The organism is Rhodococcus sp. PSi06 (assembly GCF_054960675.1).
In genome coordinates this window covers 129,882-144,746 of the sequence record NZ_JBHNYO010000001.1, presented here as the reverse complement: position 1 = coordinate 144,746, position 14,865 = coordinate 129,882, and the positions used below count along the sequence as shown (strand labels likewise).

Annotated in this window: 11 protein-coding genes; 3 read left to right on the top strand and 8 right to left on the bottom strand. The window is 64.4% G+C overall.

Annotation, left to right across the window (positions count from 1 at the left end; all coding sequences use genetic code 11):
• Positions 1–1,374: a YibE/F family protein gene (locus ACFI9K_RS00695; RefSeq protein ID WP_462661740.1), complete on the bottom strand. Its 1,374-nt coding sequence runs from the start codon at positions 1,372–1,374 to the stop codon at positions 1–3.
• Between the two features lie 230 nt (positions 1,375–1,604).
• Positions 1,605–2,855 (bottom strand): pyridoxal phosphate-dependent aminotransferase, encoded by a 1,251-nt coding sequence (locus ACFI9K_RS00690; protein ID WP_462661739.1) that lies wholly within the window; start codon positions 2,853–2,855, stop codon positions 1,605–1,607.
• A gap of 100 nt (positions 2,856–2,955) precedes the next feature.
• On the opposite strand from ACFI9K_RS00690, the gene ACFI9K_RS00685 reads away from it, so the two are divergent.
• Positions 2,956–3,660 carry an SOS response-associated peptidase gene (locus ACFI9K_RS00685; RefSeq protein WP_462661738.1) on the top strand — a complete coding sequence of 235 codons (705 nt, stop codon included), beginning with the start codon at positions 2,956–2,958 and terminating at the stop codon, positions 3,658–3,660.
• Positions 3,661–3,664: 4 nt separating this feature from the next.
• Here ACFI9K_RS00685 and ACFI9K_RS00680 read toward each other — a convergent pair whose 3' ends face one another.
• A complete protein-coding gene (locus tag ACFI9K_RS00680; RefSeq protein ID WP_462661737.1) occupies positions 3,665–3,892 on the bottom strand; it encodes a DUF3263 domain-containing protein in 228 nt (75 codons plus the stop codon).
• Positions 3,893–3,993: 101 nt separating this feature from the next.
• On the opposite strand from ACFI9K_RS00680, the gene ACFI9K_RS00675 reads away from it, so the two are divergent.
• Positions 3,994–5,907, top strand: a complete 1,914-nt coding sequence (locus ACFI9K_RS00675) for a dipeptidyl-peptidase 5 (protein WP_462661736.1) — start codon at positions 3,994–3,996, stop codon at positions 5,905–5,907.
• Here ACFI9K_RS00675 and ACFI9K_RS00670 read toward each other — a convergent pair.
• From ACFI9K_RS00670 to ACFI9K_RS00660, 3 genes are all read right to left on the bottom strand, one after another.
• Positions 5,900–6,169 (bottom strand): hypothetical protein, encoded by a 270-nt coding sequence (locus ACFI9K_RS00670; protein WP_222091943.1) that lies wholly within the window; start codon positions 6,167–6,169, stop codon positions 5,900–5,902. The two genes, ACFI9K_RS00675 and ACFI9K_RS00670, sit on opposite strands and share 8 nt — an antisense overlap.
• A 308-nt stretch (positions 6,170–6,477) precedes the next feature.
• Entirely contained in the window at positions 6,478–7,398 is a 921-nt protein-coding gene (locus tag ACFI9K_RS00665) for a hypothetical protein (protein ID WP_462661735.1), read from the bottom strand.
• A 302-nt stretch (positions 7,399–7,700) separates the two neighbouring features.
• Positions 7,701–11,021, bottom strand: a complete 3,321-nt coding sequence (locus ACFI9K_RS00660; protein WP_462661734.1) for a (Fe-S)-binding protein — start codon at positions 11,019–11,021, stop codon at positions 7,701–7,703.
• A gap of 551 nt (positions 11,022–11,572) precedes the next feature.
• Between ACFI9K_RS00660 and ACFI9K_RS00655 the strand changes: the two genes are divergently transcribed.
• Positions 11,573–12,226, top strand: a complete 654-nt coding sequence (locus ACFI9K_RS00655) for an ammonium transporter (RefSeq protein WP_462661733.1) — start codon at positions 11,573–11,575, stop codon at positions 12,224–12,226.
• A gap of 73 nt (positions 12,227–12,299) precedes the next feature.
• On the opposite strand, the gene ACFI9K_RS00650 is transcribed toward ACFI9K_RS00655, so the two are convergent.
• Both ACFI9K_RS00650 and ACFI9K_RS00645 read right to left on the bottom strand, forming a co-directional pair.
• Positions 12,300–13,421 carry a S1 family peptidase gene (locus tag ACFI9K_RS00650; protein WP_462661732.1) on the bottom strand — a complete coding sequence of 374 codons (1,122 nt, stop codon included), beginning with the start codon at positions 13,419–13,421 and terminating at the stop codon, positions 12,300–12,302.
• 87 nt (positions 13,422–13,508) lie between these two features.
• Positions 13,509–14,807, bottom strand: a complete 1,299-nt coding sequence (locus ACFI9K_RS00645) for a S1 family peptidase (protein WP_462661731.1) — start codon at positions 14,805–14,807, stop codon at positions 13,509–13,511.
• Positions 14,808–14,865 lie beyond the last annotated feature (58 nt).

The window sequence follows — 14,865 nt, the reverse complement described above, 5'->3', positions numbered from 1 at the left end:
CTACGCGCTGTGGCGACCCGAGCCCCGTGACCGCGTGGGCTTGGGTGCCTTGGACGGCGTGCTTGTGCTGGACGACGAGTTCGCCCGGGACGAGGTGATCGGCCGCGCCAGCAGCACAGCGATCGCAGTGGTGAGAGGTACCGACAACGCGAGGGCGACGCCGCCCACCGAGGATCTGACGATCTCGATCGATACGGCGTCGCCGGTCAGCACGTCCTGGATCGACCGATCGGCGACGCTGAAGAGCAGCAGCAGCGGCAATGCTCCACCCGCGTAGGCGAGGACGAGGGTGTAGACGGTACTGGCGATGTGGTCGCGTCCCACTCGCATCGCGGCGGTGAAGATTTCGCGCCGCGTCGCGGTCTGATCCACCGATGCCAACTCGAACGCGGCCGATGCCTGAGTGATCGTCACGTCGTTGAGCACGCCGAGCGAGCCGATGATGAAGCCGGCCAGCAGGAGACCGGTGACGCTGACATTGCCGATATACGTCTGCACGGCGGTGTTCTGTTCCTCGGACAACCCGGTCAGGTGTGTCATCCGGATCGCGACGTAGGACAGGACTGCAGCCAAGCCCATCGAGGTCAGGGTGCCCAGTAGCGCCGAGCTGGTACGCAGGTTCACCCCGTGTGCCAGATACAGCACGGCGTAGAGGATCACCGCGCCGGCGACGAGGGCAACCGGAATGGCGGGTGCGCCGTCGAGCAGGGCGGGCAACATGAACACCACCAGCACGGCGAACGCGATGAGCAGGCCGACCAGCGCGCGGAATCCCCGCCAGCGGGCAACCACGCAGATGACCACGGCGAACACTCCGACGATCAACCCCAGTGGTAGCCCGCGCGAATAGTCGTTGAAGGAGTATCGGACTCCACCGGAGGGGTCGGATTGCAGAACCAGCCGGATGTCCTCGCCGGCGCTCAGGGTCGGTTGGCCGGGGCCCGGCGCGATCTCGAGCACCGTCCGTTTGCCCGCGTCCTGGCCCGTGGTGATGTCGACGATGCTGCGCTGACACTCGTACGAGTCGTTGACCGCAGGGGTCGGGTTGCCGGTGAACGCCCTGCCCGCGTCGGGACTTCCGCAGGGCCCGATGCTCTGAGAGGTGATGGTGCCCGCCTCGGTGGACACCGCACCCCCGCCGGAGGTCTGGAACGGCAACGGGATGTCGATGCTCTGTTTGCCGGGCCACAGCGCAACAGCCCCGGCGATGACGGCGATGGCTATGGCGACGAGCAGTCCGACGACGACCTTGGCGGCTACCGGGCCCAGCGGCACAGGACCGTCGCTGTGTCCGTGACCGTGACCGTGACCGTGGCCCACATGAGAGTCGAGACCCGGCTCGAGGCCGTCGGGATGATCGCCGCGTGGTTGCACGGTGCAAGGCTAGTACGGAGCCAGGACTGCGGAAGTTGCGAGGAGCTCGGTGGCGGGGAGCAGGGGGGGCGTCCCCCGCCACCACCTGACCGACCCGGGGGGGAGGGGACGACCAGGGCTCGCGGACACCGAAGTGCCGTCCGCCAATCTACAGATCTTTCGGTCTCGGGGCGCGATCACATCGAAGTTTTTTGCATCACTTTCAACTACTTCCGAGTAACTTTCCTACGTCACTGCTTGTAGGAGGAGAGGAAGTTGCCGAACCTGTCGATCGCCACGGCCAGATCTCGCGCCCACGGGAGAGTCACGATGCGGATGTGATCGTGCCCGGGCCAGTTGAAGCCGGTGCCCTGGACCACGAGGATCTTCTCCTGAAGCAGTAGGTCCTGCACCAGCTTCTCGTCGTCGTAGATCTCGTGCACTTCGGGGTCGAGTCGAGGAAACGCGTACAGCGCACCCCGCGGCTTGACGCAGGAGACGCCATGAATCGAGTTGAGTTTCTCCCATGCGACATCACGCTGTTCGAGCAGTCGTCCGCCGGGAAGGATCAGATCCTCGATGCTCTGGTAGCCGCCCAGTGCGACTTGAATGGCATGCTGCGCAGGAACATTGGGGCACAGCCGCGTCGACGCCAGAAGGTCGATACCCTCGATGAATCCTGCGGCGTGCTTCTTCGGCCCGGTGATCGCGAGCCATCCGGCGCGGTAACCCGCCACGCGATACGCCTTGGACAAACCGTTGTACGTCAGGCACAGCAGATCGGGTGCCAGACTCGCCAGCGAGGTGTGCTGTGCGTCGTCGTAGAGGATCCGGTCGTAGATCTCGTCCGCGAGCAGCAGTAGCTGATGCTTACGCGCCAGATCGACGATTCCCTGCAGAACTTCCTTCGAGTACACCGCGCCGGTCGGATTGTTCGGATTGATCACCAATAGCGCGACGGTCTTCGGCGTGATCTTCGACTCGATGTCGGCGAGATCGGGATTCCACCCGTTCTCCTCGTCGCAGACGTAGTGCACGGCCTTGCCGCCCGACAGCGTCGTCATGGCCGTCCACAGCGGGTAATCGGGGGCCGGGATCAGCACCTCGTCACCGTCGTCGAGCAGGGCCTGCATCGTCATCGTGATGAGCTCGGACACCCCGTTACCGAGGTAGATGTCGTCGACGTCGAGCACTGGGAAGCCCGGTTCCAGCTCGTAGCGCGTGACGATGGCCCGTCGCGCCGACAGAATGCCCTTCGACTCCGAATAACCCTGGGCGACGGGTAGAGCCGCGATCATGTCTCGCACGATCACATCGGGGGCCTCGAATCCGAACGGAGCCGGGTTGCCGATGTTGAGCTTGAGGATTCGGTGCCCCTCGGCCTCGAGCCGGGCGGCGTGGGCGTGTACCGGTCCGCGGATCTCGTACAGCACGTTCTGCAGCTTGGTCGACTGCTGCAACGTGCGATAACGCGGCTGGGAGTTGATCTGCGGAGTGGTCACCCGTCACATCGTGCCAGGCGAGCGCTCTCGGTTTCCACAAGGTTGTTTCGCGAGAAGTTGTTTCCGCAGCGTTGTCGGTGGCGAGTGGAACAATCGAGCCATGTGCGGACGGTATGCCAGTACCCGGAGTGACAGCGACCTGCAGGCGGTGTTCGACATCGCCGAAACAGTGGGGGCGGAGGTGCCGCCGTCGTACAACGTCGCCCCGACGCAGACGGTGCGAACCGTTCTCGAACGCGCGCCCAAGGACGAACCCGAGTCCGACGCCGTGCGGCAGCTGCGGTCGGTGCGCTGGGGTCTGATCCCCTCCTGGGCGAAGGACGCGAAGATCGGGTCTCGACTGATCAACGCCAGGTCCGAGACCATCACCGAGAAGCCTTCCTTCAAGAAGGCCGCGAGCCGTCGGCGCTGCATCGTACCGGCCGATGGGTACTACGAATGGGAGAAGCGCGACGGCGCGAAGGTGCCGTACTTCCTGCACGAGGAGGGTGTGCTGGCCATGGCCGGCCTGTACGAGCTGTGGCGAGACCCCACCAAGGCCGACGACGACGAGGACAGGTGGGTCTGGTCGGTTACGGTGCTCACCTCGCCGGCAGCCGACGCGCTCGGTCATATCCACGATCGTTCACCGGTCGTGCTGCCACCGGATCTGCGCGCGAGTTGGCTCGATCCGACCGTCACCGATCTCGGCGCTGTGCAGGAGATGCTGGCGGCAATTCCCGAACCTCGGCTCGAGCCCTACGAGGTGAGCACCGCGGTGAACAGCGTGAAGAACAACAGCCCGGAGCTGTTGACGCCCGTGTAAGTGCTCAGGTGAGCCTCGTGCGGCAGATGTCGAGAATCGCCGACCGCTCGTCCGGGGACACCTCGGCGGCCACCGGCGAATCGAGAATGCGACGCAAGCGCTGGAAGTAGGTACGTCCGTCGACACCGAAGGCCACGTAGATGTCCTCGTCGCTGCCACCGCCGTAGCCCTGCCAGGTGCGACCGAAGGTCAAAATCTCGTAGTCCACCGATTGGGTAGTGGTCCGGCGCATGGTGTTCCCCCTACTGTTCCTTGTGCTCCATCATCCGGGTCTGTGTTGAAGGGCCGGTGAACACCGCGTTACGTATACGTCAGTTCACTAGGGTGGAGTTCGTGACCGCTCTCGCCTTCGGATCCTGGCCCTCGCCCATCTCTGCAGCAGACCTGTCGTCGGCGGGCCACCCCGTCGAGGGTGGTCGCTATGTCGGAGGCGAGATCTGGTGGTCGGAATTGCGACCTGCCGAGAAGGGGCGGACGGCAATCTGCCGGTACGTCGACGGAACGGCGCAGCCGATTCTGCCCGCACCGTTCAACGCCCGCACCCGAGTCCACGAATACGGCGGCGGGGCATGGACTGCAACGGCGGACGGCGATCTGGTGTTCGCCGAGTTCTCCGATCAACGTGTCTATCGGCTCACCCCCGGCGCGGCACCCGTGGCACTGACTCCGAAACCTGCTGTGGCGTCGAGCATCCGGTACGCGGAACTGTCGGTGGTCGGTAACGACGTCATCGCAGTCCGTGAGATGCACGACGCCGGAGCGGTATCGAGAGATATCGTGGCGATCGACCTGAGCGGCGGCGGAGTGCGCTCGTTGGTTTCGGGCTCGGACTTTCTCGCGTACCCGCGGCTGTCACCCGATGGCACCCGTATCGCCTGGATAGCGTGGAATCATCCGCAAATGCCATGGGACGGCACGGAATTGCGCGTGGCTTCGCTCGCCGACCCGTCGTCCTGGACGGTGCTGCTCGGTTCCACCGAAGAGTCGGTGATGCAGCCGGAGTGGATCGATGACGAGTCGTTGTACGTTGTCAGTGACCGAAGTGGTTGGTGGAACCTGTATTCGGTGACGCTGGACGGAGCTCTCGCACCACTGCTGACCCTCGATGCAGACTTCGGTGCCCCGCTCTGGCAACTCGGAGCCCGCTGGTATTCCGTCCTCGATGACGGTGCGCTGCTGACCGTCCACACCGTCGGCACGGATACTCTCGCCGTTCTCGACCCCGCCACCGGCAGTCTCGACGATATCGAGCTCGACGGAGTGACGTCGGTGGGCCTCGGAGGACGACTCGGACCGACGGTTCTGCTCAAGGGCGGCGGTGCGCAGGTTGCCGCCGGATTGTTTGCACTGGATCTCGAGACGCGGGAACTGCGCAGTGTCCGTTCGAGTTTCGAGTCCATACCGGACGTCGCGTACTTGCCCGAGGGGCGTCAGGTGACGTTCCGCGGTCCGGATCGTGAAGTTCACGCCATCGCCTATGCGCCGCGAAATCCGTCGTACGAAGGGCTCGACGGCGAACTCCCGCCGTACGTTGCGTTCGTTCACGGCGGCCCGACGGCGCACGTGGCTCCCGCGCTCAACCCGTTGTTCGCGTACTTCACCAGTCGCGGCATCGGTGTCGTCGATGTGAACTACGGCGGGTCGAGTGGATACGGCCGCGAGTACCGCAATCGCCTGCGCGGACAGTGGGGCGTCGTCGATGTCGAAGACACCATTGCCGCGGTACAGGGACTGGCCGACAGCGGCCTCGCCGACCCCAGCCGGTTGGCCATCGAAGGCGGATCTGCAGGTGGCTGGACGGTGTTGGCAGCGCTGACATCGTCGGACGTGTTCGCCTGCGGCGCATCGTACTTCGGCGTCGCCGAACTGGAACTGTTCGTCGCCGAGACCCACGACTTCGAATCGCGCTACATCGACGGCCTCATCGGGCCGTTGCCCGAGGCCATCGACCTGTACCGAACCCGCGCGCCGGTCAACAACGTCGACGGACTCTCGTGCCCGGTGCTGTTGCTGCAGGGGCTGGACGATCCGATCGTGCCGCCGTCGCAGGCCGAGCGGTTCCGAGATGCCATGGTGAAGAAAGGGATTCCGCACGCCTACCTGGCGTATGCGGGCGAATCGCACGGCTTCCGCAAACTCGAAACCCAGGTCAACGCGCGAGAATCCGAACTGTCCTTCTACGGCCAGGTCATGGGATTCACGCCGCCCGGAATCCCTGAGCTACAGCTGTGGCGGCCCTCTAGCTGAGTGGGGGGTGCGCGCGCTTCGCCTCGAGAAACTCGAGCAGCGCGCTGGGGATGGCGCAATACTTGCTGTTGTTTTCGGACAATTTGCTGCCTGCCTCGAACGCTGCCTTCGACGGGCCGTCGTTCTCGAGGATCAATGCGCAGAGTCGCTCGTCGGTGCGGCCCGATTCGCAACACTTCTCGACGTGCGCTCGGTCGTCGGGCGACAGAGCCGTCCACCACTCGTCGTAGCGGCGAAACAGCCTGTCCGCGTCGTCGGTCATGCCTGCTCCTACTTCTTCGGGTTGCAGTTCGGTTCCGACCATACTCACGATGTCCGATTCGTCCACCGTCGCGGGGTCCGGGTGGGACGGGCGGGTGGGAACCTCACACCGGTTTTGCCGGGTGAGCGCCTGTGCTCGGACGTGAGCGGGGGCGCGCAGTCGGGAGAAGGGGCGCTCACTTGCGGTGTTGGGCGCGGTCCGTGGCCTGGCCGGGGTTCCGGGGACGGGTGGGAACCTCACACCGTTTTTGCCGGGTGAGCGCCTGTGCTCGGACGCGAGCGGGGGCGCGCAGTCGGGAGAAGGGGCGCTCACTCGCGGTGTCGAGCGCGCTCGGCAGCCTCGCGGATCATCCGATCCACCAGTTCGGGATGGTCGAGATCTTCCCAGGCGATGCGCACCACGTGGCGTCCGGTTCCACGAATGCGATCCTCTCGACGCTTCTCCTCCCACAACACGTCCGCCGCACTCTTCCCCTCGGGTACGAATCGCCCGTATTTCACCTTGCCGTCGAATTCGATGACGGTGTCGATCTCGTCGAGGTCGAAATCCACGCGACCGACGAATCCGCGAGAATCCGTGATCGTCACCTGCAGCTGTGGGGTGTAGCCCAGGTTGTGCAGCAACACCCGGGTGCGCGATTCTCCGACGCTCTCGGACCTGCCGTCCATGAATTTGGCGACGGTGTGGGCCTTTCGATTTCCCGGGTGATTCGGGCACGAATTCAGTGCTGCAACAATCTGTTCGACGGTCAAGCCTCGGGCCCGCGCGGCGACGTCAGCAATGCAGACGGCTGTCTCGAAGGGAAGTGTGCGAGCGCAATCGGCGACGGTTCGAGCCAATGCCGTGACTCGCACGCCGTCGATGTCGGCGACTTCCTCGTCGGTGTAGGGAGAGGTGTGCAGCCTTCTGATCGAGCTGCTGCGCCCACCGCCACGGGCACGATTGCGCGTGATGTGCACTCGGCTCAGATCCGCATTCCACACATCGAGACCGTGGAAGACGGCCGCGCTCACATGACTGACGACTGCGTCGGGTGCCGTGGCCGCGCCGAGTACTGCCTCTGCGATGACGCGGTGCTTCTCCTCCGCTGTGAGCGAGTCGAACTGAGACCTGCTGACGAACCTTCCGGGTCGGAGTCGACGCCAGGCTCGCGTTCGGCAGTAGCGCTGCAACTCGGCATCGGAAGTTCCACGGGCGAGCGCGTCGGATCGCGAGACAATGCGGGTCATGCCAGAAATGCTCTAGCGCGCAATCGCTTTCGACAAGGCCCATGTTCCGAATTGTGGATAACTCGTTGCCTGTGGATAACCCGGGCCCTCGAACCTCACACCGCTATTGACGAGTGCGCGCCCCTGCTCTGAGGTGAGCGGGGGCGCGCGGTCGGGAGAAAGGGTGTGAGGTTGGTTCCGTCGGCGTGGAGGTGTGCGCGTCGGGTGGAACCGGGGGCGGGGGACCTCACACCTCTATTGACGAGTGCGCGCCCCTGCTCTGAGGTGAGCGGGGACGCGCAGTCGGTAAAAAGGGTGTGAGGTTACTTTCGGCGACCCGGAACCTTTGCCCCCGGAGCGAATCCGAGTCCGCCGGCCTTCGGCTTGGGCGGAGTGCGATCATCCGAACCGTTGGACGCGGCCTCACCAGCAATGTCCGACGCCTCGGCCTTCGGTGCCTCTGCTTCCGCAGTCGGTGCCTCGGTTGAGGTGGCCTCGGCTGCCGGTGTCTCGGCTTCCGGAGTCGGCTCGGCCTTTTCGGGCTCTGCGTTCTTCGACTCAGCAGGTGCAGAGGCGGCCGCACTCGGTGTACGCGCGCCCGGCTTCTTGAATCCCGACTTCACGGCCAGACCCTTGGGCTGGACGGTCGGCTTGGACTCTTCTGCCGCTGCAGGCTCGGCAGCAGCGGGCGCTTCGGTGGCCGGAGCCTCCGCAGCAGGTGCCTCTGCCTTGGGAGCTTCGGCAGCAGGTGCCTCTGCCTTGGGAGCTTCGGCAACAGGGGCTTCGGCAGCAGGCTTACCCGGTGCCTTGGCTCCCGGCTTCTTGAATCCGGACTTCACAGCCAAGCCCTTGGGCTGGACGGTCGGCTTGGATTCGCTTGCAGCAGTGCTCGATTCCGCAGGCTCACCTGAGGTCTCGGGAGCGGGTGCCGCCGTTGCCTCGGATTCCGCGGGCTTGCCGGGTGCCTTCGCGCCGGGCTTCTTGAATCCCGACTTCACAGCGAGGCCCTTGGGCTTCACCGACGGAGTCGACTCCGAGGCTTCTGCTGCAGCCGGTGTTTCGGCCGTTGCCTCAGCTTCGGCAGGCGCGGCAGCCTTCGCACCTGGTGCCTTGCCCTTCATCTGCAGACCCTTGCCACCGGGTGCCTTGCCGCCGGCCATTCCGAGTCCCTTGGGCTTCGGAGCTGTCTCGGCAGTGGCAGTGTCGGCCTTGTCGGTGGCTCCAGCCGAACCCGGTGTCTTCGCTCCCGGTGCCTTGGCCAGACCCTTCATCTTCAGTCCGCCGCTCGCCTTCGGAGCGGGTGCTGCCGGAGCGGACTTCGCCTCGGCCGGCTCCTCGACCGGTGCGATGCGCTCGGCCTCTTCGACCTCCATCGCCTTTTCGGTCTCGAGCTTTTCCTCGGGAGTGCGCTCACGGGGGATGACCTTGATGTTCTCGGCCAACACCGAGGACTCGACGCGGGTGATCGACTCGAGCATCAGCTGCGCGACGTCGACGACCTCGACGCCCTCGTGTGCGCCGCCTTCCTGACGTGCTGTGACACCGTCGGTGAGCATCACGCGGCAGAACGGGCAACCGGTAGCGATCTTCTTGGGGTTGGTCGCAAGTGCCTCGTCGACCCGGTCGATGTTGATGCGCTTGCCGATGTTCTCTTCCATCCACATACGAGCGCCACCGGCACCACAGCACATGGACCGCTCACCGTGACGCGGCATCTCCTTGAGGTTGGAGCCCGACGCGGCCATGAGCTCACGCGGTGCGTCGTAGACCTTGTTGTGACGTCCGAGGTAGCAGGGATCATGGTAGGTGATGTCCTGGCTGACGGAGGCGACCGGAATCAGCTTCTTCTGCCGCACGAGGCGGTTGAGCAGCTGCGTGTGGTGCACCACCTCGTAGTCACCGCCGACCTGCGGGTACTCGTTGCCGAGGGCGTTGAAGCAGTGGGCGCAGGTGACGACGATCTTGCGCTTGTTCTGCTCGACGCCGTCGAACACGTTGTTCAGTGTCTCGATGTTCTGCATCGCGAGCTGCTGGAAGAGGAACTCGTTGCCCGCGCGGCGAGCGGAGTCGCCGGTGCAGGTCTCGTCCGCACCGAGCACCATGAACTTCACGCCTGCGGTGGCGAGCAGCTCGGCGACGGCCTTGGTGGTCTTCTTCGCGCGATCCTCGTAGGCACCGGCACAGCCGACCCAGAAGAGGTACTCGTAGTCCTGGAACGAATCGGCGTCCTTGCCGAAGACCGGGATGTCGAAGTCCATCTCGTTGATCCAGTTGAGACGATCCTTGGAGTTCTGGCCCCAGGGGTTGCCCTTGTTCTCGAGGTTCTTGAACAAGCCGGCGAGCTCGGACGGGAACTCCGATTCGATCAACACCTGGTAGCGGCGCATGTCGATGATGTGGTCGACGTGCTCGATGTCCACCGGGCACTGCTCGACGCAGGCACCGCAGGTGGTGCAGCTCCACAGCACCTCGGGATCGATGATGCCGCCGTCGATGGCGTCGGCGACGAGCTTGCGATCGGCTTCGTCGCGAGCATTCTGCGGAATGGCGTCGAGCGCCTTCTGGTCGACGTTGCCCTCGGCATCGACGAGGCCGACCTCGTCACCGGCCATGTCCTTCTTGCCTCCGGCCAGCAGGTACGGGGCCTTGGCGTGGCTGTGGTCGCGCAGCGACATGATCAGCAGCTTGGGGGAAAGGGGCTTACCGGTGTTCCACGCGGGGCACTGCGACTGGCAGCGACCGCATTCGGTGCACGTGGTGAAGTCCAGCCAGCCCTTCCAGCTGAAGTCTTCGATTTTGCCTGCGCCGAACGCGTCGACGTCGGGATCGGCCTCTTCCATCTCGAGGACCTTGCCGCCGGACATCATCGGCTTGGCTGCACCGAGAGCGACGGTGCCGTCGTCCATGCGCTTGAAGTAGATGTTCGGAAACGCGGTGAAGCGGTGCCACGCGACGCCCCAGTTGATGCGGGTGCCCACGATGTAGAGCCAGATCATGCCGGACATCAGCTTGATGAGCGCGAAGATCGAGACCATGTTGGAGTTGGCCGGCAGCAGCTCGGCGAGACGCATCGTGAAGAAGTCGGTGTACGGGTTGGCGTCTCCGTAGGTGGCGATTTTGCCCGCCTTGACGAAGACCATGCCCAGGCCCTCGATGAGCACGACAGCCTCGACGAAGTAGGCGGCCTTGAACCCGGAGCCGGCGAAGCGCGACTGGCGCTCCGGCTTACGGGGGTGGTTGAGCTGACGAATGATGATCAGCGTGGTGATGCCGATGACGGTGCCGAGCCCGAGAATCTCGTCCATCAGGTGGTAGACGGCGGTGTCGCCGACGATGGGCCAGTGGAACTCGGGATTGAACGTCTGACCGTAGGCCTCGAACCAGAACACGGACCCGACCATGAACCCGATCATCACCAGCCAGTGCGCCCAGCCGACGGTGCGGAACTTGACCATCTTGGTGTGGGCCGCGAACTCGATCACCATCTGCTTGAAGCGGGGGACGATCGGTCGCCAACGATCGGGTGCCGGCTGACCCAGCCGCACGATGTTGAACATGCGCAGAGCCCCGCGAATGAAGGCGAACCAACACACGAGGCTGAGCAGAGCACCGACTGTGCCCAACGTGATCGTCAGGGCGTTCATGTCGCGGCCTTTCGTTCAGTGGCAGCTGGAGCAGCTACCGCGGGTCCAGCCCGTCGAGAGGGATACAGCGATGTTACCTGCCAGTAGATCAGTAAATCTACTGACGGGTAACTTAGTCCAGGATCACCGGTGGCGACGCTGGTGGTTGCGTGCACGAGGCCGTCCGACGGGTGGGCTGAACTCGTCAGTAGGTTGTCGCCCGCATCACGTTAGGCGTAGGCACCTGGAGGGCTGTCGAGAAGGCAGTCCTTACCTGTCCTTTTCTCTTTGGAGTTCGACCCCGCAGTGCGGACCGTTTTCGGCCGATCGAATGACATTTTCGCGGCATAGTGCGGCTTCGCGGCCTCGTAAGCTGCATAAATCCAAAATGTTTGTGACAGTTGATAACCGATAGGTGTCGGAGTAGTTGCAGAAGGACAACGAACGGTACGGTTCGTGCGCTACACTTCGACCGCATCGAACGTCGCAAAAGGGTCATCGGGGTGACTTTTAGCTCGGAAGGACCTGGTCCTGCCGAGCCTGCACATCACAGAAACGGAACAGAACTCCACATGAAACTCAGCAAACTGGTCGTCACCTCGGCCCTCGTCGCAGCTGCGATGGGCCTGGCCAGCGGAACCGCTTATGCACAGGCCCCCACTGAGCAGGCACCCGGCAACACCAACTACACCGTCGACCTCGAAGACCGCACGATCGTCACCACGATCGATGCAGGCGTCTTCAAGGTTGCCGACGACGGTAAGACGGTCGACGTCCTCGACGCCGCCGACAAGACCCTCGTGACCCTCCCGCTCTCGTTCAACCTCGGCGGACTGAACTTCCCGTACGAGCAGAACGTCGACGACAATGGCAAGACCCTGCGGCTGATCCCGAACCTCGACTTCACCAAGGCATCGGCCAACTCGCGCAGCATCGGAGCAACGACTGTTGCCTCGCCCGAGGAGAACTACAAGGCGCAGCAGAACTTCACCTCACAGCTCGGTATCGCGACTGCGATTGGAACCCTGACCGGGTCCGCCATCGGTGCGGTGATCGGCTGCATCGTAACTCTCCCTGCAGGATGCATCCCCGGCTTGGTGACCGGTGCGGGCGCAGGCGGAATTATCGGCACCATTGTCGCCGGTGGCCCGACCCTAGTGGTGGCCGGCATCGACCTGCTCAACACGTTGAACGCGGCACCGGGCACCTCGGTCTGGGCCAAGTAACCTCCAGCAGCATCACGCAGGGCCCGCACTCGTCGAGAGTGCGGGCCCTGCGTCGTTCGAATGTCTCAAGTTTCTAGAACGTACGAATAGTCAGTCCGGGGTTATCGGCCAACACGTCGTTGATGGGTGTGGCGAACAGTTCGGGTCGCTGGCCCTGCAGCATGCTGAACACCGTCGCGATTTCGCAGGACGGTTGATCGCCCACATTCGAGGCGCTGGAGATGCCGACGGCGAGGGTGCCGCTGACGATCGGACCGCCACTGTCGCCGCGCAGGGCACAGATGGACGTGGAGAAGCTACGGTCCATGACGGCTTCGCCCATGGCGACGTTCTGCCCGGTGGACAGGATTGTGCCGCAGCTGAATCCGGTTCGAGAACCGGACTTGCAGACGGGAGCGCCCACGATGGGATCCACTGTTCCGGTGACGTGCAGCGGTCCCGCGCCGGGCACTCGCACTGCATTGCTCTCGAATTCTCCGACGTTGGGGTCGTCGATATCGATCAAGGCGTAATCGTTGTGCGACTGACTGGTTCGGTAGAACGAGCCGAACTTCGACCCGACGAGACTTCCGTACATCGGGTAAGCGCCGGTCGTCGCCGCGGAACCGGTGACGGCCGGATCGCAATGTCCTGCAGTGATGTTGACCGAACCGTGCGTCGGGTCGGTTGCGTTGAATCCGAGCGAGCAACGCAGACCGAGACCGGCCGGGGTGCCTGCGAGGAAGCTGTCTCCGCCGAGATAGGAACTGGCACGAACCGGGCCGGCAGTGGGCGCGAGATCGAAGGGGAGTAGGTCCAGCAGCGGGTCGATGGCGCTGCGCACGGTCTCCGGAACTTCGATACCGGAGGCGACGGCGGCGAACCCGTTGGCAGTCGCGGCGTCGGTCACCGCGGAATAGGTGGGACCGTCCGCTATCGCGACGACGGGTCGGCCATCGGTATCGAGCCAGGTATCGGTGACAATTTCGGAACCCATTGCGGCAGCGAACTCCGCCAGCCGGCGAGCCGCGTCGGCTCGGTCGAGAAACTGTTGCGGATCGAGTCCGAGATCGCGGGCGACGGCGTCGGCCAACTCGGGCGGCAGCACCGGAACTGCGCCCACTGCGGGCGCAGCAGTGGCGACAGGACTACACACCGCCATCGTGATCAGGCACGACACAGCAGCAATCGACAACCCCAGCGCACGGCGACGCATGAAAACCCCTCCCCCGAGGCATCCGCGATGTGATGCCGTTCACTCCCGGTACGACTATAGGGGGTGCGGGGCCGCCGACCTACCGGCCTACTCGGTTCGCAGGGAGGAGCCGGTTGCAGCGAGCACCTGATCCACCGGAATGCCGAGGCTGGCGGTGCCGCCGTACTGCGCCAACGTCAGATTTGCCTCGGTGCAATCGGGTGCGCCACCGCTGTTGGATCCGCTGGTGATTCCGAGTGCGAGGGTTCCCGTCACGATGGCACCGCCGCTGTCGCCGGCCAGAGTGCACGCAGTGCTGGCAAATCCACGAACCGTGCGGGACGTGCCGTCCTCCATGTAGAGCTGTGTCTCGACGCGGTCGGCTGCAACCAGGCCGCATGTGAACGACGACGACTGTCCGGACTTGCAGACCGGCGCTCCGATCACCGGTGCTGCGGTTCCGGTGATCGTGACGGTGCTGCCGTTCGCTCCGCGGACGGTGGGACGGTCCAGGCCGGACGCGACACCTTTGTCGTTCAGGGCGATGACCGACCAGTCGAGGCCGTCCTGTGCGCCCAGGCTCGATCGCTCGAACGATCCGATCTGGGTGCTGCGGGCGATGTCCGAGGGATCGGGCAGGTAGACCGGGGCACCGCCGGATCCGGTGGCCTTGTTCGGATTGCAGTGTCCGGCAGTCAGATTGACGGCATCGCCGGACTGGTCGACGGCGTTGAATCCGAACGAGCAGATGCTGATGTCGGTTTTCGGCGCGTCGGCGATGGGCCCGGTGCTCGTGACGTACGTGTCGCCGCCCATCGGAGTCGGGTCGACCGGCTTGTTTCCGCCCGGGGACAGGATGACCTTGATGTTAGCCAGCAACGTCGGCAGGTTGAGCGCATTACCGATCGGACTGTTCACCAGGTCGATGACGACCTGGTTGTCGATGAAGTCGATGGCCGTTCCGTTGATCTGCTGGGAGATCTCACGGGGCAGTCCGGAAATCCACTGATTGAGATCTGCCAGAGATTTCTCCAACCCGTCCGCCGAAACCGGTGACTGAGCTGTGGCGTATCCGTCCTTGGCCACTGCCTGTGCTGCGGCGGGGGAGGTGACGGCGACGACGGCGTTGCCGTCGGGCCCGATCCATGCGCCGGCGAAATCTGCGGGGCGGCTGGCACGGAAGTCCGATGCGTAGGCGGACAGCTCCTGAGCACGAGCGGCTCGATCGAGATACTCCTGCGGGGAGATCTTCAGATCGCGCTGCACGGCCTCGACGAGCTCTGCAGGAAGCCGATCGGCGGGAGATTGGACGACGGGCTCCGCGGCCGCTGTTCCGGAGAACGAAGCGAGGAGAACAAAAGCCGTCGAGCACAGCACTGCAGCACGCAGAGCCCCGGTGTTACGCATGAAATCCCTTCATCGGGTGCTTGGTATCAGCGCCCCACCCTAGGGCATGAGTCGCTGG